This window comes from Streptomyces sp. NPDC057682, assembly GCF_042799575.1.
In the GTDB taxonomy this organism is placed as follows: Bacteria; Actinomycetota; Actinomycetes; order Streptomycetales; family Streptomycetaceae; genus Streptomyces.
In genome coordinates this window covers 114,174-139,732 of record NZ_JBHVIN010000024.1, presented here as the reverse complement: position 1 = coordinate 139,732, position 25,559 = coordinate 114,174, and the positions used below count along the sequence as shown (strand labels likewise).

Here is a 25,559-nt window from a genome sequence, read left to right as displayed (position 1 = left end):
CTGGCACCCCCTCCGCCGGAGGGGGTGCCAGACTTGCGTCATGCCGAACCGCGAACCGCTCAAACCCTTCCTGCTCGCCTTCCCCGGCCCGTTGCGCGACCGGCTGGTCGCCGCGGTGCTCGACGGGAGGAAGGTCTCCACGACCGGACTGCTGGCCGAGTACGAGCGGGAGAAGGAGGAGCTTCCGCCGGTCGGCGAGCGGTCCGCGCTGATCGACTCGGAGGGACGGGAGGTCGCCGTCGTCGAGGTGACCGAGGTGCGGATCGTGCGGCTCGGCGACATCGACCGGCAGCACGTCGTGGACGAGGGCGAGGACCACACCTCGGTCGCCGCATGGCGCGAGGACCACGAACGGTTCTGGCACGGCGAGGAGATGCGCGAGGCCCTCGGGGACCCGGGGTTCACGGTCGACGACGACACCCACGTGGTGGCGGAACGGTTCCGGGTCGTGGAACGGCTCACCACCGGCTGACCGTCCGCACCGGACCGTCCGCACCCACCGGCCCGTATCGCCCTCGCCACCCGCACCGCCCTCACCGCGCCCCCGTACCGCCCGGCCGCTCCGCGACCAGGCCCAGCCTGCGGCGGACCGCGAGGAGCAGGGGGTGGCGGGTGTGCATCTCGCCCGAGCGCCGGTCGAGTTCCTCGCTCAGGCGCTCGGTCCGCTTCTCGATGTCCAGCTCGTCCAGGATGCGGTCGACCTCGGCGAGCAGCGCCCCGTGCAGCTGCCACTTCCTGGGGTGCTCCTGCACCGCCGCGAGGAGCAGGTCGGCCACCCGGTCGCGGGTCGTCCGGCTGCCGGTGAGGGCTTCGGACAGCCGCGCCTCGGCACCCTCGGCGCTCGCCGCGAGCGGCGTGGTGATCAGCAGCGAGAAGCTCTCCACGGCGTCGGCCAGCTGCCCGTACAGCTCGGTCAGACCGGCGGCGACCTCGGCGGGGAAGAGCGGTTCGCCCGCCCGGTCCTTGGCCAGGTCGGTCAGGCTCCTGGCCATCACCCGCTGGACCACCGCGCAGATCTCCAGGGTGTCGAGCCCGGTGCGCAGCACCACCCGGTTCAGCAGTCCGTGGCGCACCCGGGGGTTGAACACCAGGCTCTCCTCGGCCCGGCGCAGCGAGGCGTCCACGGCCACGATGTCGTGGTCGACGCGACGGGCCCGGTGGAGCCGGTCGGCGGCCTGCTCGACGGTGACCCGGCCGCCCAGGTCGCGGCCGAGGTCGCGGAACAGCTCGCCCATCCGCCGGGCCAGCCCGTCGATCGAGACGCCCGCCGTCTGCGTCCAGACCGGCGGCGCGAACAGCAGGTTGAACAGCAGCCCGACGCCCGCCCCGATCAGCGTCTCGAAGATGCGCTCCCACGCGGTGTCGGCGACCTGGGTGACGCCGAGGACCAGCATGGCGCTGATCGCCACCTCGGGGACGAACTCGTCGACCCGCACCAGCCGGCCGATGATGAGCGAGGTGAAGATCGTCAGCCCGAGGCTCCACCAGGACAGCCCGACGAGCGCGCTGAAGCCGCTGGCGATGAGCACGCCGACGACGACGGCGTTCACCCTCCGGATCCCGGTGGTCAGGGTGGCGTAGAGGGTGACCTGGACGACGAGGAGCGCGGTGAGCGGGGCGGTCAGGGGCGCGGGGTGCGCGAGCGTCGACGTCGCCACGACATAGGCGATGACGGCCGCGCCCGTCGACCGCAGCGTCTGGGCGCCCACGGGTTCGGTGGTGCGCCGGACGAGGTTGACCACGGGCTCGGTGACTGCGGGCATGTCCTTTGGCATGCCCGGATCCGGCGCCCGTGCGCGGTCGCGGCCCGGAACCCCACCGGTACGGCCGTGTCCGATGCCGTGCGGAGAGGTACGGGGCCGCAGCCCGGGAGGGCGCTCCTACGCGACCGCCGCCGCGGCGGCCCGGCCCGCCGCACGGCCGGAGAAGATGCAGCCGCCGAGGAACGTGCCTTCCAGCGAGCGGTAGCCGTGCACCCCGCCGCCGCCGAAACCGGCCGCCTCACCGGCCGCGTACACCCCGGCGAGCGGGGTGCCGTCGGCGGTCAGGACCCGGGAGGACAGGTCCGTCTCCAGACCGCCGAGCGACTTGCGGGTGAGGATGTTGAGCCGGACGGCGATCAGCGGCCCGGCCTTCGGGTCGAGGATGCGGTGCGGGGCGGCGGTACGGATGAGCTTGTCGCCGAGGTAGCTGCGGGCGCCCCTGATCGCGGTGATCTGGAGGTCCTTGGTGAAGGGGTTGGCGATCTCCCGGTCGCGGGCGGTGATCTCGCGGCGCAGCGCGTCCTCGTCGATGAGCCCGTCCCCGGTGAGCGCGTTCATGCCCCGGACCAGGGCGCCGAGGTCCTTCTCGACGACGAAGTCGACGCCCTTGTCCATGAAGGCGCGCACCGGTCCGGGGACGTCGGCGCGGGCCCGGCCGATCACGCCGCGGACCGACTTGCCGGTCAGATCGGGGTTCTGCTCGGAGCCGGAGAGCGCGAACTCCTTGCCGATGATCTTCTGGTCCAGGACGAACCAGGTGTACTCGTGGCCGGTGCGCATGATGTGTTCGAGGGTGCCGAGCGTGTCGAAACCGGGGAAGAGCGGGACGGGCAGCCGCTTGCCGGTCGCGTCCAGCCAGAGGGAGGACGGTCCGGGCAGGATGCGGATGGCGTGCTTGTCCCAGACGGGGTCCCAGTTCTCGATGCCCTCGGTGTAGTGCCACATCCGGTCGCGGTTGATGTGGTGGGCGCCGGCCTCCTCGGCGATGCCGAGCATCAGCCCGTCGACGTGGGCGGGGACGCCGGAGAGCAGCTTGGCGGGCGGGGTGCCGAGCCGCTCGGGCCACTGCTCGCGCACGAGGTCGTGGTTGCCGCCGATGCCGCCGGAGGTGACGATCACCGCCTGGGCCCTCAGCTCGAAGGTTCCGGCGGTCTCCCGGCCGCTCGCGGTACCGCGCGGGGCGGCGCTCGGCTCCAGGATCTCGCCGGTCACGGTGTCGACGGCGCCCCCGGTGCGGGCGAGACCGGTGACCCGGTGGCGGAAGCGGAAGGTGACGAGCCCCTTGGCGACGCCCTCGCGGACCCGGCGCTCGAAGGGGGCGACGACGCCGGGGCCGGTGCCCCAGGTGATGTGGAAGCGGGGCACGGAGTTGCCGTGGCCGTTGGCGTCGTAACCGCCGCGCTCGGCCCAGCCGACCACCGGGAACAGCCGCAGGCCCTGGGCGTGCAGCCAGGAACGTTTCTCCCCCGCCGCGAAGTCGACGTACGCCTCGGCCCACTTGCGCGGCCAGTGGTCCTCGTCGCGGTCGAAGCCGGCCGTGCCCATCCAGTCCTGGAGGGCCAGTTCGCGGCTGTCCTTGATCCGCATGCGGCGCTGCTCGGGCGAGTCGACGAGGAACAGGCCGCCGAAGGACCAGTGGGCCTGGCCGCCGAGCGACTGCTCGTGCTCCTGGTCGAGCAGGAGGACCGAGCGGCCCGCGTCGACGAGTTCCGCGGTGGCGACGAGCCCCGCGAGTCCCGCCCCGATCACGATCACGTCAGCGTCGTACGCCATGGGTTCCGTCCTTGTCGGGGCGACCGGGCCGCGGTCCGGTGGAGGAGCGCGCGCCGCCCGTGACGGCCGGGCGCGATGTTACTGGTGCGTCAGATCTTCGGCACGAGCCGTCCCCGCGTCAACCGTCCGGTCGGCCGCGCCACGGTCGCACCGGGCCGCCCAGCCGTTATCGTCGAACCACATCACACCCTCTTTCGGCCCGGCTCGGGGTGGAGAAGCATGTCGGTGCTGGTTCTGGTGCTCGCCGTGAGCGCGGCGTGCTGTCTGGGCTTCGGCTTCGTCCTCCAGCAGGCCGCCGCGCGCCGTGCCCCGCGGAGCGACTACCTCTCGCCCCGGCTGCTGCTGGACCTGATGCGGGTGCGGAGCTGGCTGGCCGGGATCGGTCTGATGGTCTGCGGGATGGTGCTGGGCGCCCTGGCGCTCGGCAAGGGCGAGGTCTCCGTCGTCGAGCCGCTGCTCGCGACCAATCTCCTCTTCGCGATGGCGCTGTCCCGTCACCGGACCGGGCAGCGGCTGGGCCGGCAGGGCTGGGCGGGGCTCTGGCTGCTGGCCGGCGGGGTCGCCGCCTTCCTGGTGGCGGGCGAGCCGCAGGGCGGGCAGGCGGTGTCGAGCCCGCTGCGGCACTGGCTGGTGATCGGGATCGTGGTGGGCCTGGCGCTGCTGCTGACCGCGTTCGCGCGGCGCACCCGCTCGGGCGTCTCCCCCGCGCTCCTGGCCGTGGCGGCCGGGCTGCTGTACGGACTCCAGGACGCGCTGACCCGGGTGAGCGGGCAGCGGCTCTCGGACGGCGGCTGGACGGCTCTGGTCACCGGCTGGCAGCCGTACGCGGTGCTGGTGCTGGGCGTCAGCGGGCTGATCCTGGTGCAGAGCGCCTTCGAGACGGGCCCGCTGCGGCTGTCGCTCCCCGCGCTGACGGCCGCCCAGCCGCTGGCCGGGATCGCCTGCGGGATCGGTTTCCTGGGCGACCGGGTGCGGACCGACGCCGGGGCGCTGGCCTGGCAGGCGGCCGGGCTGGCGGCGATCGTGGCCGGGATCGTGCTGCTGGGGCTGCATCCGGCGATGCCGGAGGGGCCGGTGGGCGGGCGGCGCGACCGCGATCTCCAGCCGCGCTGAGACCGGGGAGGGACCCCGCGCCGAGCCCGGGGGCGGATCCCGCGGCGGTCCCGGGGGCGGATCCCGCGGCGGTCCCGGGGGCGGATCCCGCAGCGGTCCGGGTCCCGGACTCCGAGGGGTACCGGGGGCGGAGCCGCTGTCCGCTGTCTCACACCGGCCGGCCCTGGCTATTAATAATGGCCAGCATTACATTGACGGTATGGCGAGAACGTCGGGACACGAGACCAGGGAGAAGCTGATCCGCGCGGCGGAGGAGGTCTTCGCCGCACAGGGCACCGACGGCGCGCAGCTGCGCGACATCGTGGCCCTGGCGGGGCAGAGCAATCCCTCGGCGGTGCAGTACCACTTCGGTTCCCGCGCCGGACTGCTGGACGCCGTGATGGCGGGCCGTCAGGAGCGCACCGAGCGGGTCGTCGCACCGCTGCTGGAGGCACTGCCCGCGGACTGCGGCATACCGGAGCTGCTCACCGCGCTGGTGACGGCGGAGGCGAGCCTGCTCGCCGACGACCGGGGCCGGCGCTGTCTGCGGATCTCGGCCCAGCTGAGCCACGAGACCGGTCTGCGGACCGGCCGACCGCACCCGGCGCTGGACGGCACCGCCTACGGGCGGCTGATCGGGCGGATCGCCGAGGCCCTGGAGGAGCTGCCCCGGCCGGTCCGGCTGGAGCGGCTGGACCTGGCACTCACCCTGATCGGCGCGGCGCTGGCCGACCGGGCCCGGCAGGCGCTGGACGGCACCCGGCCGCTGACCGGACGCGAGCTGTTCCTGGCCGATCTCGTCGTCACCACCACCGCGTTCCTGGGCGCCCCCGCGCCCGGGGCCGCGTGAACCACCCGCACCGCACGAAGGACATGGCATGACCGAGAAGCACGATCTCACCGACCGGACCGTCGTCATCACCGGGGCCGCCCGCGGCCTCGGCGCGGAGGCCGCGCGCCTCGCGGTGGCGGCCGGCGCCAACGTGGTGATCACGGACGTGCTCGACGAGGAGGGCGCGGCCACCGCCGCCGCGCTGGGACCGAAGGCCCGCTTCGTCCACCACGACGTGACCTCCGAGGACGACTGGAACCGCGTCGCCGCGTTCGCCCTCGACACCTTCGGCCGGATCGACGGCCTGGTGAACAACGCCGGGGTCTCGACCGGGCAGCCGCTGGAGACGGAGACGGTCGAGCACTTCCGCAAGGTCATCGACATCAATCTGACGGCCGTGTTCATCGGCATGAAGACGGTGATCCCGGTGATGAAGGAGAACGGCGGCGGTTCGATCGTCAACATCTCCTCGGCGGCCGGGCTGATGGGCCTGGCGCTGACCTCCAGCTACGGCGCGTCGAAGTGGGGCGTGCGCGGGCTGACGAAGGTCGGCGCGGTGGAGCTGGGCACCGCGAAGGTGCGGGTGAACTCCGTGCACCCGGGCATGGTGTACACCCCGATGACCTCGTCCGTGGGCATCCGGCAGGGCGACGGCAACTACCCGAACACCCCGATGGGCCGGGTCGGCGAGGCCGGCGAGATAGCCGAGGCCGTCGTCTTCCTGCTCTCGGACGCCGCCTCGTACGTCACCGGCGCCGAGCTGGCCGTGGACGGCGGCTGGACCACCGGTCCGACCGTCAAGTACGTCATGGGGCAGTGACCCGGCGGCGGTGTCCGCGGGCTGCTGTTGGATGGGGGCATGAATCCCGACGGGGCGAGAAGCCCTTCCGACGAGATCCTGGACATCGTCGACGAGCACGACGTGGTCGTGGGGCGGGCCCCGCGCGGTGAGGCGACCGCGCGGGGCCTGCCCCACCGCTGTGTCTTCGTCGAGGCCCGGGACGCCGAGGGACGGATCTTCGTGCACCGCAGGACGGCGACGAAGGCCGTGTTCCCCTCGCACTACGACATGTTCGTGGGCGGGGTCGTGGGGGCCGGGGAGTCCTACGACGAGGCGGCGCTGCGCGAGGCGGAGGAGGAGCTGGGCGTGTCCGGACTGCCCCGGCCCGAGCCGCTGTTCAAGTTCCTCTACCGGGGCGGCGGGCACATCTGGTGGTCGTACGTCTACCAGGTGCGGTGCGTCCTGCCCGTACGGCCGCAGGTGGAGGAGGTCGCCTGGCACACCTTCCTCACCGATGCCGAGCTGGAGGGCCGGGCCGGCGGCGACGACTGGCCGTGGGTGCCCGACGGGCTGGAGGCCTACCGGCGGCTGCGCACCTTCCGGGAGCTGCCGTGAGCGGGCCGTTCCGGCTCCCCCCGGTCCGGCCCGGGAACCCTGACAAAGCGCCGGATAAGGTCCGTACGTGAACGATTTTGTACAGGGTCTGCGGCTGTGGTTCGCGCCGCAACGGATCCGCGACGAGGGCGAGACCCCCGACTACCGCTTCTCGCTCGCCAACGAGCGGACGTTCCTCGCCTGGATCCGGACCGCGCTCGCGCTGATCGGCGGCGGTTTCGCGGTCGACCAGTTCCTGCCGGAGCTGGCCTGGGCGATCCGGGCGGGGCTGGCGCTCGCGATGCTGGCGTCCGGGGTGCTGTGCGCGCTGCGCGCGGTCAACCACTGGGTGCGGTGCGAGCGGGCGATGCGGCGCGGGGAGGATCTGCCGGTCTCCCGGTTCCCGACGCTGCTCGGCATCGCGGTGGCGGTGGTCGCGGTGGCGATGGTGGTGGTGGTCCTCTTCGGCTGGGAGGGGCGGTGAGCGCGGCGGAGCGCGATCCGGGGCTCCAGCCGGAGCGGACCCGGCTGGCCTGGCGGCGTACGACGCTGTCCTGCACGGTCGCCGCGGTGCTGGCCTGCAAGCAGGCGCTCCAGGGCGGGGGCGGGCCGGCCACGGTGATCGCGCTGTCCATGAGCGCGCTGGCGTGGCTGGGCTTTCTGATGGTGGCCCACCGGCGGGTGCAGAGCATGGGGCGCCCGCACCCGCCGGCGCTGGGGGCGCGGGCGGCGCTGTCGGCCGCGGCGTGCACGATGGCGCTCGCGGTGTTCGCCGTGGCGATGCTCTTCTGAGCGGCCGCCCGCGTCCCCGCGCCCGTCACCAGCGCGGGACGGCGGGCGTCTCCCAGTCCGGTACGGCCTTGCGCATCGCGGCGGCGTCGTCGCGCTCGCGCATCGTGCCGTCGTCGTCGAGCCAGCGGCGGTGCAGGGCGGCCAGACGCTCCCGGTCGAGTTCGACGCCGAGTCCGGGGGCGTCGGAGACGGTGAGCCGGCCGTCGGTGAAGACATGGCGGGTGGTCAGGACGTCCTCGGTCTGCCAGGGGTAGTGGCTGTCGCAGGCGTAGTCGAGGTTCGGCACGGTGGCCGCGACATGGGTCATGGCGGCCAGACTGATGCCCAGGTGGGTGTTGGAGTGCATGGAGAGCCCGACGCCGAAGGTGCGGCAGATCGCGGCCAGTTCGCGGGTGCGGTGGAGGCCGCCCCAGTAGTGGTGGTCGGAGAGGACGACCTGGACGGCGTCGCGGGCGAAGGCCCCGGGGAGTTCGGCGAGCGTGGTGACGCACATGTTCGTGGCGAGCGGGACGTCGGTGCCGGCGGCCACCTCGGCCATCGCCGCCGTGCCGCTCGCCGGGTCCTCCAGATACTCCAGGACGCCTTTCAGCCGGTCGGCGACGTACAGCGAGGTCTCCACCGACCAGGCGCCGTTGGGGTCCAGGCGCAGCGGCTGCCCGGGGAACGCCTCGGCGAGCGCGTGGACGGCGGCGATCTCCTCGTCGGGCGGGAAGACACCGCCCTTGAGCTTGAAGGAGGAGAAGCCGTGGTCGCGGGCGAAGCGGCGGGCCTGGGCGACGACACCGGCGGGGTCCAGGGCGGCGCCCCAGTCGTCCCGTTCGCCGCCCTCCGGGTGCTCGGCCCAGCGGTAGAAGAGGTACGCGCTGTACTCGACGCTGTCGCGCACCTTGCCGCCGAGCAGCGCGTGCACCGGCAGGCCGAGGGTCTTGCCCAGCGCGTCCAGGCAGGCGACCTCGAAGCCGGAGACGACCGAGAGCCGCAGCTTGTCCGCGTTCTGGACACCGCGCAGTCCGCCCGCGTCGACGCCCTCGTCGGCGGCGCGTGAATCACCGCACACCGCGTCGGCCAGCGCGAACAGCCCGTTCACATCGCTGACCGGACGACCGACCAGGGCCCTGGCCAGCGGTTCGGCCAGTTCGAGGTACCTGCCGTCGCCGTAGGTCTCCCCGACGCCGGTCACCCCGCCCCGGGTGACGATCTCCACGACGAGCCGCGGGGTGTACGGCTGGTGGACCCCCTGGGTGTTCAGCAGCGGGGGGTCGGCGATCAGGATCGGGGTCAGCCGGACGTCGTCGATCAGCCATGCGGTATTCATACGTGAACTCTATTCAGGGATACGACTGAACACCAGAGTGCGACCGGCATACGGACCGAACCCGGGGCACTACACCCCGGGGACGCACTGGACGACATACCGACTGGTCGGCATCATGAACTCCGACGTTTCACTCACGCCCGGAGGTGCGCACGATGAGCCCAGTCCACCCGCCAGGTCTCGACCTCGACCGGTTGCGCGGACATCTCGACCGCGAGCTGCCGGGCCTGGTGAACGGACCGCTCGACGCCCGGGTCATCGAGGGCGGCCGCTCCAATCTGACGTACATCGTCACGGATCCGGCGGGTTCCGGCCGCTGGGTGGTACGCCGGCCGCCGCTGGGCCACGTCCTGGCCACCGCGCACGACATGAAGCGCGAGCACCGGGTGATCAGCGCCCTGCACCCGACGGCGGTGCCGGTGCCCGCCCCGGTGCTGCTCTGCGAGGACGACGAGGTGCTCGGCGCGCCGTTCTACGTCATGGAGTACGTCGAGGGCACCCCGTACCGCACCGCCGAGCAGCTCGCCCCGCTCGGCCCCGAGCGCACCCGCACGGCGGTGCTGGGCCTGGTCGACACCCTCGTCGATCTGCACGCCGTGGACCCCGCGGAGGTCGGCCTGGCCGACTTCGGGCGGCCCGAGGGCTTCCTCGACCGGCAGCTGCGCCGCTGGGGCAAGCAGCTGGAGGCCTCCCGCAACCGCGAACTGCCGCACATCGACGAGCTGCACGCCGCGCTCGGCAAGCGGCTGCCCGACTCCCCCGCCCCGACGGTCGTCCACGGCGACTACCGCCTGGACAACGTGCTGATCGGCGCCGACGACACGATCCGGGCCGTGCTCGACTGGGAGATGTCGACCCTCGGCGACCCGCTCACCGACCTCGGGCTGCTCGTCATGTACAGCTCCGACCTGGGTCTGGCCGAGTCTCCGGTCTCCACCACCAGCGGAGCCGCCGGCCACCCGGCGCCGGCCGAACTGATCGAGCGCTACGCCGCCCGCTCCGGCCGCGACACCTCCGGCATCTCCTGGTACACGGCGTTCGCCTGGTTCAAGCTCGCCGTGATCCTGGAGGGCATCCACTACCGCTACACCCTCGGCCAGACGGTCGGCGGCGGCTTCGACCGCATCGGCGACCTCGTCCCCGTCTTCATCGAGCACGGCCTCACCACCCTCCAGGAAGGCTGACCCACCCATGGACTTCGCATTCGACGCCCGGACCGAGGAGCTGCGCGGCCGGCTCCTCGCCTTCATGGACGAGCACGTCTACCCGGCCGAGCGCACCGCGGACGAGCAGCGCGCCGCTCTCTCCTCCCCCTGGGACACCCCGCCGGTGGTGGAGGACCTCAAGGCGGAGGCCCGCCGGCAGGGCCTGTGGAACCTCTTCCTGCCCGGCACCGAGCACGGCGCGGGACTGACCAATCTCCAGTACGCCCCGCTGGCGGAGATCCTGGGCCGCTCACCGCGGCTGGCCCCCACCGTGACGAACTGCGGGGCGCCGGACACCGGGAACATGGAGGTGCTGGCCGAGTTCGGCACCGACGAGCAGAAGAAGCGGTGGCTGGAGCCGCTGCTGAACGGTGAGATCCGCTCCGCGTTCGCGATGACGGAGCCGGAGGTCGCCTCCTCGGACGCGACCAACATCGAGACCCGGTTCACCCGCGACGGCGACCACTACGTCATCAACGGCCGCAAGTGGTACATCTCCGGGGCGATGAACCCCGACTGCGCGATCTTCATCGTCATGGGCAAGACCGACCCGGACGGCACGGACCTCCGCCGCCAGCAGTCGCAGATCCTCGTCCCCCGCGACACCCCGGGCCTGACGGTGAAGCGGGCCATGCAGGTGTACGGCTACGAGGACCACTGGCACGGCGGCCACGCGGAGGTCGTCTTCGACGACGTACGCGTGCCGGCGTCGAACCTGATCGGCGAGGAGGGCGGCGGCTTCGCCATCGCCCAGGCCCGGCTCGGTCCGGGCCGTATCCACCACTGCATGCGGCTCATCGGGATGGCCGAGCGCGCCATCGAGCTGATGTGCCGGCGCGCGGTGGACCGTACGGCCTTCGGCAAGCCGCTCGCCCAGCAGGGCGTGGTGCAGAACTGGATCGCCGACGCCCGGGTCACGGTCGAGCAGCTGCGGCTGCTGGTGCTGAAGACCGCCTGGCTGATGGACACGGTCGGCAACCGGGGCGCCCACACCGAGATCCAGGCCATCAAGATCGCCACTCCGCGCGCGGTCGTCGCCATCCTCGACCAGGCCGTGCAGTTGCACGGCGCGGGCGGCGTGAGCCAGGACTTCCCGCTCGCCGAGCTGTGGGCCTCGGCCCGCACGCTGCGTCTGGCCGACGGCCCGGACGAGGTGCACCAGAGGTCGCTGGCCCGGCGGGAGATCAAGCGGTACGTGTAGGCGCGACCCGGAGCGCCGGCCGGGGGCCGGCCGGGCCGGGGTCCTGGGGCGGCCCGGCCGGTGCGCTCGGGCGGTCTGCCGCTCGGACCGGTCCGGTGCGCTCGGGCGGCCGGGTCGGTGCGCTCGGACCGGTCCGCTGCTCGGGCCGGTCCGCCGCTCGGGCCGGTCCGCTGCTCGGGGAGTGTGGCTGCGGCCTTGTCGCTCGGGCCCGTCCGCCGCTCGGGGAGCGCTCCTGCGGCCTCGTCCGCCGCTCGGGCCCGTCCACCAGTCGGCCCCGTCCTCCAGGTGGGCGCCTGGGAGCGCCGGGCGGACGGTGGGCCGTACCGGCCCGGGTCACCCGGTCCCGATGCGGTCCAGGACGTCCGTGTAGCGGGAGCGGCGGTCCGGGCGGGCGTGGGCGGCGGCGTGCCGGAGGGCCGGGACGGCCGGGGCGCCGAGTCCGGTCAGGGACGCGGCCGCGGTCTCGCGGACGGCGGGGTGCGGATGGCCGAGGAGTGCGGTCACCGCGGGGATCGCGGGTGCCCAGCCGGCCCGGCAGAGCGTGCGGGCGGCCATGCGGACCACGTCGGGGCGGGGGTCGTCCAGCAGGAGAGCGGTGTGGCGCAGGTACGCGTCACGGCCGAGCATCGTGCGCGAGGTGCGGTGCGCGCGCAGCCGGACCCGGGGCCGTGGGTGGGTCAGCAGGCCGTCCAGGAGGGCGGCGAGGCGCGGATCCGGATCGGGGCCTGGGCCGGTGTGGGACCCGGCCAGATCGGTGAGGGCCCGGCAGATCTGGTCCGGGGTACCGGTCTCGGCGAGATCCAGCAATTCGTGGCGGGTCGGGCGGTGTCCGCGCGGCACGGGTCCGGGCCCGTCGGGGGCGTGGGCGTCCGCCTCCGCCGTGCCCGGCCGCTCGCCACCCGGATCCCGCAGCGGGCCCGTCACCAGCCGCAGCCGGTCGGCGCGTTCGCCGTGGCCCTCGGCACGCAGCCGGTCGCGGACGCGGAGCAGGGCCGCGGTGCGCAGCAGCGGCCGGCCGGCGAGCAGGTCGAGGAAGCCCCAGGCCCCCGCGTCGAGACGGTCCCGCAGCGCCTCGGCCAGGGCGTCGGCGGGGTGGGCGCGCAGGGCGTCGCCGAGGGCCCGCGCCTCGGCGGGCGGCGCGTCCCGCCACCACTCCAGGAGCAGCGGCAGCAGCCGTTCCCGGGCCCGGGGGTCGAGGCGTGCCGCGAGGGCGGCCACCCGGTCGCGCCGGATTCCCCCGCTCCTCAGCTCCGCCTCGTCCAGAGCCGCCAGCGCGTCCGTGAGCCCGGCCCCGGCCGGCAGGTCCACCCGGCCGTGCAGATGGGCCCGGAGCACGAGGAGCCGCACCTCCGGTTCCGGCCACCGCGCCAGCGCGTCGGCGGCCGCCTGCCGACGGTCGGCCTCGTCCGAGGCCAGCAGCGCGAGCAGCCTCTCCCGCTGGGCCGCCGAACGCGGCTGGTCCAGATCGCCGTCCCGTACCCGCCGTACGTCGGGGCGGGCCGCGCGGGCCCGTTCGGCCAGCGTCCACTCCGGGCCGTCGAGCGGTTGGAGCCGGAGCATCCGGTCGACGAGCGCGGCCCGTTCGCCGGGGGCGGCGGCGCGGTGCGCGGCGACGAGTTCGGCGAGGCGCCGGCGTGAGGAGGGTTCCTCTGCGGTGGGGCCGGGGGCGTCGGAGGGCCCGCTGCCGGGCCGGGCGGTCCCGGGACGCGGTGCGGACGGGGGGACGGCGTCGGGCCCGGCCGCCGTGACGCCGAACGCCTCGGCCAGCACCGCCGTTTCGGCCCGCCAGGGGTCGGCGCCGAGCCCGGCCTCCGTGAGCGCACGGTCCAGGTCGTCCCGGACCAGGACCGCGTCCAGGCGGCGCAGCAGCGTCAGCGTGGACCGGCCGGGCCGTGCGGGGACGGGGGCGAGGGCGCGTACGGCGGCGACGGCATCCGGCCGGTCGGGGGCCGGAACCAGCGGGGCGACCGCTTCGAGGACGCCGATGAGCGCGTACCGGTCCGCGTCGCGGGCGGCGGCCAGGGCGTCGAGCAGAAGAGGCACGGCCCGGACGAGCGCCGCCCGCCCGGCGGACCGGCCGCCGTCCCCCGTACGGAACGCGCCACCGCTTTCCTCCCCCGTACCGAGCGGGGAGTCGCTCCCCTCCGCCGTATCGAACGGAAAGCCGTCGGCGCACAGGGCCAGGGCGAGGCGCAGGACCGGGCCGAGAGGCCGTCGTTCGGGGACGAGGGCGAGCCAGTCCGCGAGCGTCGGCCGCAGGCGCGCGGTCTGCGCGGGGGTGAGCGGACCGGAGTGTTCGGCGAGCCGGAGGGCGATGGCGGGGTCCCAGCCGGCGGTCGCCAGGGCGTCGATGGCGCGGTCCACGGCGTCGGGGGGTTCGGGGGCGGGCGGGAGGGGGATTCCGTGGCAGGTCAGGGCCGGAGCAAGGTCGTCCGGCGCACCGTCGGCAAGAGTGATCGCGTGCGAGGCGGCCAGGGTGAGGAGGGGTCGGGCCACCGGGGAGCGCTGGGCGTCGAGGGCGAGGACCGCGCGGGCGGTGAGGACACCGTCCAGGCCCTCCAGGATCCGGAGCCTGACGGCCTCGTCGGTGGTGTGCTCGGCGGCGGCGAGCAGGGTGGCCGCGTAGGCGTCGCCCGTGCCGTGTCCGGACGGGCCCGCCGTACACCCGGAGGGCGTGGCCCGCGGCGTACGGTACGTGCTCCCGTCGTGCCGGCCGCGATCCCCCGTACGGGACGTGGGCGGGACCCCGGCCGGGGCGGCGTGCGTGGGTGCCGGGCGTCGCGGGCCGGACGGGTCGCTCCGGACAGGGCCCAGGACGGCCCGCAGGGCGGCGACGAGCGCGGTGCGCAGTCCGGGGTTGGTGTCGCGGCCCAGCCGGTCGAGCAGCGCGGGCAGGGCGGCCGGGGCGGCGGTGCGGTCGGGGGCGTCCTCGTGGACGCGGCCCAGCACCTGGGCCGCGGTCTTCCTGATGTTCATGTTGGGGTGGTCGAGACAGGCGGCGACGGCGGCGGAGGCCCAGTGGGCACGGGCGTGCTCCAGGGCCAGGAGGGCCTGGCGGACGGTCTGGATGTCGGGGGCCCGGGTCAGCGCGACGAGGGTGGCCGAGAGCGCCTGGGCGTCCCGGCCGGTGGTGTCCTGGCCGAGCAGGGCGACGACATGCTTGCGGACGTGCCGGTCACGGTGGCGCAGCAGCGGGTGGACCCGGGCTCGGGTGCCCGGCCAGGGGGTCCTGAGCAGCAGTTCCAGGAGGACCACCCGCGCGTCGTCGGAGAGTCCTGGCCGGTCCAGCAGGTCCAGTGCGGTGCTCGCGACGAGGGCGTGTCCCGCCTGTACGGCGTCGGGGGCGTCGAGCAGGCAGACGGGCCGGATCGCGCCCCGCGCGTACAGCCGTCGGCCGAGCCCGGCCAGCGCGTCGAGGACGTCCTGTGCCACGGCGGGTTCCCCGCCGGGCCGGCCGTCCTCGCCGGTGCGGGGCGGTGCGTCGGGGCTCCACCCGGCGGCCGTCCTCCCGACGATCCGCAGCAGCAGTCCGGCGAGGGCCGGCAGCGTTCCCGCGTCGCCGTGGGCCGCGAGCCGGCGCAGCGCCGTTTCCGGTTCCTCCGCCGCCAGATGCGCGGTGAGCAGGGCCGTCTCCCGGGCGTCCGGTGCGCCGAGTCCGGCCGCGATCCGGGGCGGCAGATCGTCCGGGTCCAGTCGGTCCAGCAGGGCGCGCCGCCGGTCCGGGTCGTCGTCCAGCGCCCGGAGCAGTTCGACCGCGCGGTGGGCGACGGACCGCAGATACGGGGCCGTCGCGCCCGTCGTGGTGCCCAGTCCCTCGTGCAGGGCGCGTACGGTCCGCTCGCCGCCGACCGCCTCCAGGGCGTCCAGCGCGGCGGCGGGTGCCCGGGGCAGCAGGGCGAGAACGGCTTCTTCGGCGTCCGCGGGACGCAGGGCACGGATCGCCGCGAGGAACGGCACGGGGTCCTGGGCCTCGGGCAGCAGCCGGACGACGGCCTCTCCTGCGGGCAGGTCCCCGGCCCCCTGTCCGGCCAGCGCCACGAGCAGCGCGAGCCGGCGCGGCCACCCCGGATCGGCGGCCGGGGCGTCCGTGAGCACCCGGAGCGCCTCGTGGCGGACGGTGTGCAGCACGGTCGCCACGTCGTCCGGCGGAATCGTGTGATCGGCCAGGGCCAGCCCGACGACGGCGGGGACCGCCGGGCCGTCCGGGAAGTGGCCGCGCCGGTGCAGCCCGCGCAGACAGGTCACGGCGGGCCCGCCGAGCAACAGCGGGTCACCCCCGGCGAGGGCCGTCAGCTCCGCGATGTCGCCCCGCTCCGCGAGTCCGCCCAGCGCCTCCGCCGCCCGTCTGCGCAGCAGCGGCGGGCGGTCCGGGTCGGCGAGGACCCGGAACAGAAGCTCGCGGTGACCGTGGCACGCGGCGGCGCGCAGGGCAGCCTCGGCGACGGCGGGATCCGCGTGCCCGTGCCCTGCCGGATCCCCGGATCCGGCAGGGCACGGGCCAGCGGCATCGGCGACGGAAGGATCCGCATGCCGGATCCCCGCCGGTCCCCCCGACCCGGCAGGACGCGGGCCGGCGGCCTCGTACGCGGACCGCCCCCCGTCCCTCCCCGTCCCGGGGAGCAGGAACGGTTCGAGTGCACCGGCGCGCAGCGGCGCCGTCGCCGCCCACGGCTCCGCCAGGAGGTCGAGCGCCCCCGCGACGACGGGGTCGCCGCCCGTCGCCAGGAGGGCGAGCAGCGTCCGCCGCACCTGCGACGGGGCGAGCACCGCGGCGTACAGCCCCTCGCGGGCCAGACGCAGCGCCTCGGTCCGCAGGACGGGGTCGCCGCTGTCCGCCAGTGCGTCGACGAGCCGGGCGGGGTGGTGCGCGGCGGTGAGGTCCGTCGCGCGGACTGCCTGGTACAGGGCCTCGCCCGGGGGTTCGTCGGCGAGGGCCGACGCCGGGTCGTGGAGCAGATCGGCGCGGAGCCAGGCGATCCGTACGCGGGCGGGGAGCGGGTCGGCCGTGCGCCAGGCGGGACGGGGGCGGTCGCCCCGGTGGTGGCCGAGGCGCCGGTAGAGCCCGGCCAGGAGGAGGTCCGCCTCCGGCACCCCGGTCGGCTCGGCCGGGAGAAGCGCGGCGAGGCGGTCGGCCTCGGCGTCGTCGGCCGGGGGGTGCGCGCGCAGGTGGGCGTCGAGCCGGATCAGGGCCCGGTGCCGCTGTCCGGGGTCGCCGCCGACCGGTCGGTCAAGGGCGAGGCGGGGTTCGTCGGCCGGCGTGCGCATCGTCGGATGCTAACCGCGCGGCGTCCGGGCCGACCAGCGTGATTCCGGGGCGCGCTCGGGCCCGTACGGGGCCGTACGGCCCGGCGTGCCCGCGCGTCCCGTAGAGCCCCGCCACGCCGCGTACGGCCCGATGCGGACCGGCGTGCCGGACGCCCCGTACGCGACGGCCCGTGGGCCGTCAGTACCCGCCGGACCCCGTGTGGTCGGTCAGGGCCAGATCGCGGGCGAAGGTCCGTACGCGCAGCAGGCACCGGGCGAGGAACCGGACGGTTCCGGAGCGGCGGGGGCCGTACGCGACGGCCCACAGAGCCGGCACGCGCGTCGTCGTCTGGAGGTGTGCCATGCATCCAGCGTCACCCCGACCGTGTCTTCGGTCCAACAGATGGATTCGCTGGCTGACATCGCTACCGTAGATGGATGGAGATTCGCCAGCTCCGCCATTTCATGGCGGTGGTCACCCACGGCAGTTTCACCGCGGCCGCGCGTGCGGAACTGATCGTGCAGTCGGCGCTCAGCACCTCCGTGCGCAATCTGGAACGGGAGCTGGGCGCCGAGCTGTTCGAGCGCACCGGCCGCCGGGTGGTGCTGACCGAGGCGGGCCGTGCGCTGCTGCCCTCGGCCCGGACGGTGCTGGCGGGAACGGACGCGGCGCGGGACGCGGTGGCGGCGGTGTCGGGGCTGGCGACCGGGCGGGTGCGGATCGGCACGATCCAGACGCTGACCTGCGTGGACCTGGCGGCCGAACTCGCCGCGTACCACCGGCTGTGGCCCGGGGTGCAGATCTCGTTGCGCGAGGCGACGACGCCGGAGCTCGTGGCGGGGGTGCGGGCCGGTGAGCTGGATCTCGCCTTCCTGGCCCCGGACAACGCCGCGCTGCCGGACGGGATCGAGGCGTTCGCGACCTGGCGGGAGGACCTGGTGCTGATCACCGCACCGGGCCATCGGCTGGCCCACGCGGGCCGGACCCTGATCAAGGATCTCGCCGACGAGCCGTTCGTGGACTTCCGGGCGGGCACGGGGCTGGAGACGGCCGTACGTCGGCTGGCCGCGCACTGCGGTCTGGAGCGCCGGATCACCTGCGACGTCACCCAGATCCGGCTGCTGGTGGATCTGGTGCGGGCGGGAATCGGGGTGGCGATCGTGCCGCGCCGGATCGGCGAAGACGCGGGTCTGCCGTGCGTACGCATCCGCCAGCCCGAACCGGGCCGGACCGTCCTCCTGGTGGGCCGGGCGCCCCGGCCGCGCAATCCGGCGGCCGAGGCGCTGCTCACCCGGCTGACCGGCGGGGACGGCTGAGGCTCCCGGATTCCGGCGAACGGGGCAAAAGCGTGTTGCAGAAGGCTTTAGGGGCGCAGGGCGCGCAGCAGCAGGTCGGCGAGGTGGTCGGCGACCTGCTGCTGGGTCAGCGGGCCGTCCGGCCGGTACCAGGTGGAGAGGTGGTGGACCGAGCCGAAGTGGTAGTCGACGATCAGATCGGCCGGGGTGGCCGTGGAGAACACCCCGCTGCGCTGCCCCTCCTCCACCAGGGCCCGGAACCGCTCGTGGTAGCGGCGCCGCTCCACCCGGACCTGCTTGTTCTTCTCCGGGCTCAGATGGTGCATGGAGCGGAAGAAGATCGAGGCGTCGTCGAGGTTCTCGATGGTGGTGACGACCACGTCGGCGGCGGCGTCGCGCAGCCGCTGCTCGACGGGCGCGTCGGCCTCGGCGAAGGCGTCGAGCCGCTCCTGCTGGAGGCGCAGCACGCGCGCGTACACCTCCTGGAGCAGGTCCTCCTTGGAGCCGAAGTAGTGGTACAGCGCCCCCTTGGTGACGCCGGCCGCCTCGACGATCTCCTGGACCGAGGTGCGGTCGTACCCCTGCTCGGCGAAGAGCCGGGTGGCGGCGGCCAGCAGCCGCTGGGGTACGGGGGTACCGCCCCCGTCCGTCGCCTTGGCCATAGCCGCCACCTTCCTTCGTACTTCCTTCGTGCTTCCTTCGTGCGCAGCGCGTCGGTGCGTGCGCGCTAACGGGGTGAACGCAGTTCCCGCCTGAGGATCTTCCCACTCGCGGTCTTGGGAAGTTCTTCCAGGATCTCGACTTCGCGCGGGTACTTGTACGCGGCGAGCCGTTCCTTGCAGTACGCGCCGAGTTCGTCCGGGGCCGCGGTGGCGCCGGGCCGCAGGCTGACGTAGGCACGGACGGTCTCGCCCCGGTACGGGTCGGGGACGCCGACGACGGCGGCCTCGCGCACGGCCGGATGCGTGTAGAGGACGTCCTCCACCTCCCGCGGCCAGACCTTGAACCCGGAGGCGTTGATCATGTCCTTCTTGCGGTCGACGACGTAGAGCCAGCCCTCGCGGTCCATGAAGCCGATGTCGCCGGTGCGCAGCTCGCCGTCGGGGAAGGCGGCGGCGGTGGCCTCGGGCAGGCGCCAGTAGCCGGAGACGACCTGGGGGCCGCGCACCGCGATCTCGCCCTGTTCGCCGAAGGGCACGTCCGCGCCGTTCTCGTCGACGATCCGCACCACGGTGTCCGGGCCGGGCACCCCGACCGAGAGGGTGCCGGAGACGGGATCGACGGGGGCCTCGCGCTCGGGCGGCACGGAGGCGCAGGGGGCGGTGCACTCGGTGAGGCCGTAGCCGTTGCGGATGTACGGGCCGAAGCCCTCGCGGAACTTCTCGACGAGCGCGGGCGGCAGCGGCGCGCCGCCGGAGGAGATCACCCGGAACGAGGAGAAGTGGTCCGGGGTGACACCGGGGGTCGCGGCCAGGGCCATGAAGGCGGTGGAGGGGCCGACGGTGTACGCGGGGCGGTGCTCGGCGAAGGCGTCGAGGACGACGCCGGGGTGGAAGCGGTAGGCGAGGACGAGGGTGCCCGCGTTGGTGAGGCAGGCGGCGAGCTGGCAGACCATGCCGGTGATGTGGAAGAGCGGGGCGAGGGCGAAGTAGGCGGCGCCCTCGGGGACCGGGTGGCCGGTGCGCTGGCGCTCGGCGTTGACCATGATGTTGCCGTGGGAGTTCATGGCGCCCTTGGGGGTGCCGCTGGTGCCCGAGGTGTAGCTGATCAGCGCCACGTCCTCGGCGGCGGGCTCCCGGCCGGCGGGGGCGGCGAGGCCCTGCCGGGCGACGGTCACCAGGTCGTCGGTGTCGTCGGGGGCGGGGAGCCGCGGGAAGCCGAGAACGCGCTCGTCGTTCGTGGTCTGGAGGTCGAGTTCGCAGGCGGTGACCGTGATCCGGACGGACGGGGCGGCCGCCGCGGTCTCCCGCAGATACGCCTCCCAGGAGCGGTCGGAGCAGATCAGCGCGGTGACCTCGGAGTCCTTGAGGACATGGCCGACCTCGGCGGACTTGTACATCGGATTGAGCGGGACGACGGTCGCCCCGGCCTTCCAGGCGCCGAGGAGGGCGAGGACGAACTGCGGGGTGTTCTGGAGCATGATCGCGACCCGGTCGCCGCGCTCCAGGCCCCGGCCGGCGAGGTGGCCGGCCACGGAGTCGGACAGCTCGTCCGTCTCGCGGTAGGTCAGGCGTCCGTCGAAATAGGCGAGCGCCGGGTGGTCCGGTGTGCGGCCCACGGAATCGCGGAAGGCGTGCACCGGCGTCGCGGCGGGGTGGACGGGGGCCCGCTGGGCCTCGCTGAGCAGCGGGAGCCAGGGCTTCGCCGCGTAGATCGACTCGCTCATGCGCCGGTCTCCTCCCAGGTGTGTCGCGGCCCGTGCGTGCTGCCGGGGCCTCGGCCGGTGTCCGTGCGGATCGGCTCGCTCATGCGCCGGTCTCCTCCCAGGTGCGCTGAAGGCGGTTCATGCCACCGAGCCAGCGGTCGGTGTCGGTGGCGCGGGTCTCGTAGTAGCCGGCGACCTCGGGGTGCGGCAGGACGAGGAAGCGGTCCTCCGCCATGGCGTCGAAGAGGGCGTCCGCGACGGCCTCGGGCTCGATGGCGCCGGGGGCGAGGACGAGCTTCCCGGCCGATCCGGCGCCGGTGAGCATGTCCGTACGCACGCCCTGCGGGCAGATCGCGTGGACCTTGACGCCGCGGTGGCGGTAGGTGAGGGAGAGCCATTCGGCGAAGGCGACGGCGCCGTGCTTGGTGACGCTGTAGGGCGCCGCGCCGATCATGGTGAGCAGTCCGGCGGCGGAGGCGGTGGCGACGAACCGGCCGCTGCCGCGCTCCAGCCAGTCCGGGAGCAGGGCGCGGGCCGCGCGGACGTGCGCCATCACGTTGACGTCCCAGGCGGCGGCCCACACCTCCTCGTCGGCGAAGGGGTCGCCGGGCGAGGCGAGTCCGGCGTTGGCGCAGTAGACGTCCACGGTGCCGTCCAGGGCGTCCCGGGCGGCGCCGACGATCTCCGAGGCGTCCCCGGCGACCGCGACGGCGCCGATCTCCTCGGCGAGCGGCTTGATCCGGGCCTCGTCGAGGTCGTTGACGACGACCCGTGCGCCCCCGTCGGCGAATCTGCGGGCCAGGGCGGCGCCGATGCCGCCTCCGGCCCCCGTGACCACTACGCCCGCGCCGTGCACCTGACTCATCGGTCCCGCCTCTCTCAGCCGACTGCACCGGCAGACTAACCGGTCGGTATGTCGTGGGGGAAGGGTCCGGCGGGGCGGGGACGGCGTCCGGAACACCCCGTCCGACACGTTCCCCCCGGCCGTCCCCCGCGCTAGCGTGCGTGACCATGACAGAGATCGCGATCATGGAGGTAGCCGCATGACCCTGTCCCGACGTGGATTGCTGTCCGCCGGCGGTGCGGTGGGAGCGCTCGCGGCGACGGCCGCATCGGCCGGCCCCGCGGCCGCCGGCCCCCCGAACGGCAGGGGCAGGGGGCACGGCCGGGTCAGGACCGGGTTCGACCGGCTGGCGGCGGACGGCTACGCGATGCTGAAGGGGCAGCGGGTCGGCGTCGTCACCAACCCGACCGGGATCACCTCCGACGTACGCCACATCGTCGATGTGATGCACCCCGACGACCGGGTGGACCTGACCGCCGTCTTCGGACCGGAGCACGGCTTCCGGGGCACCGCCCAGGCGGGCGGCTCCGAGGGGCGCTACGACGACCCGGCGACCGGACTCCCGGTCTACGACACGTACCTCAAGAGCGGGCAGGCGCTGGCCGACGTCTTCACGGCCTCGGGCGTGGACACGATCGTCTTCGACATCCAGGACGCGGGCGCCCGCTTCTACACGTACATCTGGACGCTCTACGACTGCATGGAGGCGGCGGCCCTCGCCGGGAAGCGGTTCGTCGTGCTGGACCGGCCGAACCCGGTCTCCGGGCGGGCGGCGCTCGGACCCGTGCTCGATCCGGCGTTCGGCACCTTCGTGGGCCGCCGGGAGATCTCCCAGGCGCACGGCATGACCGTCACCGAGCTGGCGCTGCTGTTCAACGGCGAGTTCCTGAAGGACCGCCCGGCCGACCTGGACATCGTGAAGATGTCGGGCTGGTCGCGCGGGGACTTCTTCGACGCGACGGGCCTGCCGTGGGTGCCGCCGAGCCCCAACATGCCGACGCCGGACACCGCGCTCGTCTACTCCGGCACCTGCCTGTTCGAGGGGACGAACCTCTCCGAGGGGCGCGGCACCACCCGGCCGTTCGAACTGCTGGGCGCGGAGGGCGTCGACCACACCTGGGCGGACGCGGCGAACGCGCTGGAGCTGCCCGGGGTGGCGTTCCGCGAGGCGTACTTCGCGCCGACGTTCTCCAAGTTCCAGGGCAAGACCGTCGGCGGGGTCCAGCTGCACGTGCTGGACCGCGAGGTCTTCGACCCGGTGCGCACCGGGATCGCGCTGCTGGTGACGGCGAAGCGGTCGTGGAGCGGGTTCGCCTGGCGGTCGGACAACTGGATCGACAAGCTGACGGGCAACACCCGGGTCCGCACGATGATCGACGCGGGTGCGGACACGGACGAGGTCGTGGGCGCATGGGCGTCGGACCTGGCCGCGTTCCGGGCCGTGCGGAAGCGGTACCTGCAGTACCGGTGAGACGAGGAGGGCGGGCCCGCCGGACGCGGGCCCGCCCTCACGGCGTCACGGGCGGTGCGCCGGGAACTCCACGACCTGCTGGTACGTCGGCCGGTTCTGCCAGTGGACCGCCTTCTGGGAGATGCCGCCGAGCGCCCGGTGGACGATGGAGTCGGTGCACCACTGCTCGCCGGACTTGCAGTTCGCGTCGGCCGGGTAGACCTCGGCCGCCGGCACCGCGGCCGCCGCCTTCAGCGAGTCCAGCAGCGCCGTACGGCAGGCGCTCAGGTCACCGGCTCCGCAGTACGGCCTGGCCAGCGGGCCCCTGACCGGCTGCCCGAGCACCTGGCGCAGGTCCTTGTCGGCGAAGCCCCACCAGCCGTACTGGAAGGCCGAACCGCTGTGCGCCCCGCTCGGCCCGTGGCTGGCGGCCGGGGACTCGTCGGTGGCGAGGTTCGCGGTGAGCGCCCCGTACAGGTCGTCGCCGAGGCCGGGACGGAACTCCGCCTCGATCAGCCGCGGCCACCAGGCGTCCATGATCCGCACCGCGTCGGCGTGGGTGTACGTGTGCGAGCCGGGGCTGCTCTCCTTGCGCTGGGCGCCCGCCGCCCGCCAGGAGTCGAGCTGCTGGACCACCGCGTTCAGGTCCGGGTCGGTGACCGGCTGGGAGCGGATCACCTTCAGCAGCTCGGGCAGCAGCTGCTCGCCGCGCAGATCGGTGAGGGCCGCGTCCGCCATGGCCCGGGTGAGCGAGGCGCGGGTCACGCCGCCCTCGTCGACCAGCTTCGCGACCCGGTCGTCGAGCAGGTCGCCCCGGTGCACGGCGCTGAGCCCGAAGCCCGAGGCGGCGTACCCCTCGGCCTGCTTGTTGTTCCAGGAGATGTAGTAGTCCTGCCCGCTGGAGTGCGGGTGCTCGGCGAACGGGGTGTACGCGGCGGTGTTGGCCGCCGGGTCGTAGCCCTGCCACTCGTACGCCTTCTCGGCGCGGACCGGCAGCGCCGGGTCGATGCCGGACGGGCGCACCGGGTTCATGCCGCTGTTGTAGTAGGCGGCGGTGCGGGAGTCGGCGTAGAACCAGTTGAACGCGTAGTCGATATTGCTCGCCGCCCGCTGGAAGGAGGCGGCGTCGGTGACGTACGACGGGTCGTTGAGCATCTGGAAGCCGATGATCGAGTCGGCCTCGTGCCGGTAGGTGGAGCGCAGCGTGGTGTACGCGACGGGCTTGCCGCCCACCGTGGCGCGGTGGGTGACGATGCCGTAGTCCGTGCGCCACACCTGCATCCGGTACGAGCCCTTGGCGGTGGAGTCGGCGACGGTCGGCTTCCAGGAGTTGGTCTTCTCCATCTTCTCCATCGCGGTGCAGGCGCCCCGGTAGAGGTAGTGCGTGGAGTCCTTGGTGGGCGCCGAGCCGTCGGGTTCGCACAGGTCGACGGCGTAGGTGTCGGTGATGTCCTGGCCGGCCGAGGTGGCGCTCCAGGCGTAGTCCTGGCCGCGTCCCATCTGGATGTACATGCCGACACCGGCGAAGGAGACGCCGCGGGCGCTGATGCCGGGGCCCTGGAGCTCCTGGAGCATCATCAGCTGCGGGGCGAAGTAGCCGGTCTGCGGGCCGAACACGGCGATCGGGTTCCCGCTCGCGGTGTGCGCGCCGGAGACCAGCAGGGCGTTGGACATCCCGCGCTTCTGGGCGCCGGACCCGGAGCCGGGCAGCGAACCCTCCGGGATGACGCCGTCGTCGTAGACGCCCTGGACCTTCCTGAGCGCGGCCGGGGCCTTGACGGGAGCCTTCACTCCGGTGCCGGCCGAGCCGGTGCGGTCGTGGATCAGGGGTTCGGCGGTGACGGAGCCGGGGTCCGGGAGCGCGGTGCCGACGGCCTCGGCGGGCTTGCCCGCATACGGGAAGGCGGTGCCGTCGTGGATGGTGAGCACGGCCTCGGGGTCGTTGCGCTGGCGGAAGGACTCCCAGACCTTCGTGCCCTCGGCGACGCCGTACTTCTGCTGCGCGGACAGCAGCGACAGCGCGGCCTGGACCTCTCCACCGCCACCGCCGCCGAACTGGCCGCCGACGACCGAGGCGATCGAGATCAGGTCGGTCAGCTTGAAGGGCTGGATCTCGCCGATGTTGGTGATGGCGTCGATCTTGCCGGTGAGGACGTACTCACCGGGGAAGTAGCGGCCGTCCTTGGACTTCTTGCGGTAGGCGTTGATGCCGTCCACATAGGCCTGCGCGTCCGCCATGGCCTGCTCGCCCCGGGCGCCCTCATGGGTCCTGATGTACTCGACCTGCGCCTCCAGGTCCGCCTCGGTGTACGGGGCCTGCGGCCAGAACTGCTGCTCCAGGCCCTGGTTGGCGAGCGCCCCGCCGGCGAACGAGGTCAGCTCGCCGCGCCCGATGTGGCGGAAGAGGTCCATCAGCCAGAGCCGGTCCTGCCCGGCGGCGTATCCGGCGCCGAACTCGGTGCCGTAACGGGTGGTCCCCTTGATGTGCGGGACGCCGGTGGCCTTGTCCCGGGTGATGGTGACGTCGTCGCGGGGCGAGGTCACGGACTCGACCCGGTCCTGCGGGACGCCGAAGGAGGCGTCGTTGAAAAAATCGGTGATCTTCCGGTCGGTCAGGGCGGTGTGCCCGTCGACCAGGGCGTTGTACCGGTCGAGCTGGTCGTCGCTGTGGGCGGGGTGGGTGCCGACCGTCTTGTTGCCGAGGATCTCGACGAGGGTGGCGTTGCCGTTCTCGCCGGGCGGCAGGATGTCGGCGCACTGCCCCTGGCAGTAGTCGACGGGCGCGGGGTCCGCCTCGGCGGCGCCCGCGCCGGGTGCGGAGGCCAGCAGGGACGAGCCGAGGGCGAGGACGGCCGCGACGGTGGCGGCCCGCGTCCTGCCGGTGCGTGGGGACATGCGGATGCGTGGGGGCATGCGTGCTCCTCGGAGAGGCCGGATGCGCCGGAGGTTACCGACGGTATGACCCGTCGGTAAGATGAACATCGGTCACCTTTTCCGAATCACCACATCCGG

20 protein-coding genes are annotated in these 25,559 nt (G+C 74.0%); 11 read left to right on the top strand and 9 right to left on the bottom strand.

Annotated features, from left to right (window positions below; translation table 11 throughout):
- Nucleotides 1–40 precede the first annotated feature (40 nt).
- Nucleotides 41–472, top strand: coding sequence for an ASCH domain-containing protein (locus ACFVDM_RS34580; protein ID WP_383650060.1), 432 nt, complete (start codon nt 41–43; stop codon nt 470–472).
- 61 nt (nt 473–533) lie between these two features.
- On the opposite strand, the gene ACFVDM_RS34575 is transcribed toward ACFVDM_RS34580, so the two are convergent.
- Nucleotides 534–1,763: an aromatic acid exporter family protein gene (locus ACFVDM_RS34575; RefSeq protein WP_383650056.1), complete on the bottom strand. Its 1,230-nt coding sequence runs from the start codon at nt 1,761–1,763 to the stop codon at nt 534–536.
- A gap of 117 nt (nt 1,764–1,880) precedes the next feature.
- Nucleotides 1,881–3,536, bottom strand: a complete 1,656-nt coding sequence (locus ACFVDM_RS34570) for an FAD-binding dehydrogenase (RefSeq protein ID WP_383650053.1) — start codon at nt 3,534–3,536, stop codon at nt 1,881–1,883.
- Between the two features lie 219 nt (nt 3,537–3,755).
- On the opposite strand from ACFVDM_RS34570, the gene ACFVDM_RS34565 reads away from it, so the two are divergent.
- The 6 genes from ACFVDM_RS34565 (at nt 3,756) to ACFVDM_RS34540 (ending at nt 7,627) form a co-directional block, all read left to right on the top strand.
- Entirely contained in the window at nt 3,756–4,649 is an 894-nt protein-coding gene (locus tag ACFVDM_RS34565; protein WP_383650049.1) for a DMT family transporter, read from the top strand.
- Nucleotides 4,650–4,848: 199 nt separating this feature from the next.
- Nucleotides 4,849–5,478, top strand: coding sequence for a TetR/AcrR family transcriptional regulator (locus ACFVDM_RS34560; protein ID WP_383650047.1), 630 nt, complete (start codon nt 4,849–4,851; stop codon nt 5,476–5,478).
- A gap of 28 nt (nt 5,479–5,506) precedes the next feature.
- Nucleotides 5,507–6,280: a glucose 1-dehydrogenase gene (locus ACFVDM_RS34555; protein WP_383650045.1), complete on the top strand. Its 774-nt coding sequence runs from the start codon at nt 5,507–5,509 to the stop codon at nt 6,278–6,280.
- Nucleotides 6,281–6,319: 39 nt separating this feature from the next.
- Nucleotides 6,320–6,856, top strand: a complete 537-nt coding sequence (locus ACFVDM_RS34550; protein WP_383650043.1) for an NUDIX domain-containing protein — start codon at nt 6,320–6,322, stop codon at nt 6,854–6,856.
- A gap of 67 nt (nt 6,857–6,923) precedes the next feature.
- The gene (locus ACFVDM_RS34545) at nt 6,924–7,319 is read left to right on the top strand and encodes a YidH family protein (protein WP_383650041.1); all 396 of its coding nucleotides are present in this window, start codon (nt 6,924–6,926) and stop codon (nt 7,317–7,319) included.
- Entirely contained in the window at nt 7,316–7,627 is a 312-nt protein-coding gene (locus ACFVDM_RS34540; RefSeq protein ID WP_383650039.1) for a DUF202 domain-containing protein, read from the top strand. Before ACFVDM_RS34545 ends, ACFVDM_RS34540 begins: the two co-directional genes overlap by 4 nt.
- Before the next feature lie 25 nt (nt 7,628–7,652).
- Here the strand turns inward: ACFVDM_RS34540 and ACFVDM_RS34535 are convergent, their stop codons facing one another.
- The gene (locus ACFVDM_RS34535; protein ID WP_383650037.1) at nt 7,653–8,942 is read right to left on the bottom strand and encodes a glucarate dehydratase family protein; all 1,290 of its coding nucleotides are present in this window, start codon (nt 8,940–8,942) and stop codon (nt 7,653–7,655) included.
- Nucleotides 8,943–9,097: 155 nt separating this feature from the next.
- Here ACFVDM_RS34535 and ACFVDM_RS34530 point away from each other — a divergent pair, with 155 nt between their 5' ends.
- On the top strand, nt 9,098–10,126 hold the full coding sequence (locus tag ACFVDM_RS34530) for a phosphotransferase family protein (RefSeq protein ID WP_383650035.1): 1,029 nt from the start codon (nt 9,098–9,100) through the stop codon (nt 10,124–10,126).
- 7 nt (nt 10,127–10,133) lie between these two features.
- Entirely contained in the window at nt 10,134–11,348 is a 1,215-nt protein-coding gene (locus tag ACFVDM_RS34525) for an acyl-CoA dehydrogenase family protein (protein ID WP_383650033.1), read from the top strand.
- Between the two features lie 333 nt (nt 11,349–11,681).
- On the opposite strand, the gene ACFVDM_RS34520 is transcribed toward ACFVDM_RS34525, so the two are convergent.
- Both ACFVDM_RS34520 and ACFVDM_RS34515 read right to left on the bottom strand, forming a co-directional pair.
- Nucleotides 11,682–16,613: a HEAT repeat domain-containing protein gene (locus tag ACFVDM_RS34520; RefSeq protein ID WP_383650032.1), complete on the bottom strand. Its 4,932-nt coding sequence runs from the start codon at nt 16,611–16,613 to the stop codon at nt 11,682–11,684.
- 178 nt (nt 16,614–16,791) lie between these two features.
- Nucleotides 16,792–16,956: a hypothetical protein gene (locus tag ACFVDM_RS34515; protein WP_383650030.1), complete on the bottom strand. Its 165-nt coding sequence runs from the start codon at nt 16,954–16,956 to the stop codon at nt 16,792–16,794.
- 74 nt (nt 16,957–17,030) lie between these two features.
- Between ACFVDM_RS34515 and ACFVDM_RS34510 the strand changes: the two genes are divergently transcribed.
- A complete protein-coding gene (locus tag ACFVDM_RS34510; RefSeq protein ID WP_383650028.1) occupies nt 17,031–17,909 on the top strand; it encodes a LysR family transcriptional regulator in 879 nt (292 codons plus the stop codon).
- Between the two features lie 47 nt (nt 17,910–17,956).
- Here the strand turns inward: ACFVDM_RS34510 and ACFVDM_RS34505 are convergent, their stop codons facing one another.
- The 3 genes from ACFVDM_RS34505 to ACFVDM_RS34495 form a co-directional block, all read right to left on the bottom strand.
- Nucleotides 17,957–18,550 carry a TetR/AcrR family transcriptional regulator gene (locus ACFVDM_RS34505; protein ID WP_383650026.1) on the bottom strand — a complete coding sequence of 198 codons (594 nt, stop codon included), beginning with the start codon at nt 18,548–18,550 and terminating at the stop codon, nt 17,957–17,959.
- A 65-nt stretch (nt 18,551–18,615) separates the two neighbouring features.
- Nucleotides 18,616–20,274, bottom strand: a complete 1,659-nt coding sequence (locus ACFVDM_RS34500; RefSeq protein ID WP_383650024.1) for a long-chain fatty acid--CoA ligase — start codon at nt 20,272–20,274, stop codon at nt 18,616–18,618.
- A 79-nt stretch (nt 20,275–20,353) separates the two neighbouring features.
- On the bottom strand, nt 20,354–21,118 hold the full coding sequence (locus ACFVDM_RS34495; protein ID WP_383650021.1) for an SDR family oxidoreductase: 765 nt from the start codon (nt 21,116–21,118) through the stop codon (nt 20,354–20,356).
- A gap of 178 nt (nt 21,119–21,296) precedes the next feature.
- Between ACFVDM_RS34495 and ACFVDM_RS34490 the strand changes: the two genes are divergently transcribed.
- Nucleotides 21,297–22,568 (top strand): exo-beta-N-acetylmuramidase NamZ domain-containing protein, encoded by a 1,272-nt coding sequence (locus tag ACFVDM_RS34490; RefSeq protein WP_383650017.1) that lies wholly within the window; start codon nt 21,297–21,299, stop codon nt 22,566–22,568.
- A 45-nt stretch (nt 22,569–22,613) separates the two neighbouring features.
- On the opposite strand, the gene ACFVDM_RS34485 is transcribed toward ACFVDM_RS34490, so the two are convergent.
- Nucleotides 22,614–25,442, bottom strand: coding sequence for a penicillin acylase family protein (locus ACFVDM_RS34485; protein WP_383650149.1), 2,829 nt, complete (start codon nt 25,440–25,442; stop codon nt 22,614–22,616).
- Nucleotides 25,443–25,559: the final 117 nt, after the last annotated feature.